Below are 242 nucleotides of genomic sequence, written 5' to 3'. Positions count from 1 at the left end.
AATTTAAAAACTTTTCGACTTGCGCTTGTGGCGCTGTTCACGCTCATCGTGGGCTCGCTGTCGGCGCAGACAGTCAAGGGAACTGTAAAGGACGCCAGCGGTGAACCAATCATCGGCGCAACAGTCCTCGAAAAAGGGACTAAAAACGCCGTAGTGACCGATATCGACGGAAACTTCTCCATTAAGTTATCGAGCGGTAACGAACTGCAGTTCTCATATATTGGTATGAAGCCGCAGACGGT

General features: G+C 50.0%; 1 protein-coding gene. It reads left to right on the top strand.

Annotated elements, in window-relative coordinates; translation table 11 throughout:
- On the top strand, nucleotides 1–242 hold a 242-nt coding region (locus H6A34_RS15725), incomplete at both ends, for a carboxypeptidase-like regulatory domain-containing protein (RefSeq protein ID WP_420870849.1).

The sequence above is a fragment of the Marseilla massiliensis genome (assembly GCF_016899855.1).
Classification (GTDB): Bacteria; Bacteroidota; Bacteroidia; order Bacteroidales; family Bacteroidaceae; genus Prevotella.
This window is presented reverse-complemented; position numbering and strand designations above follow the sequence as displayed.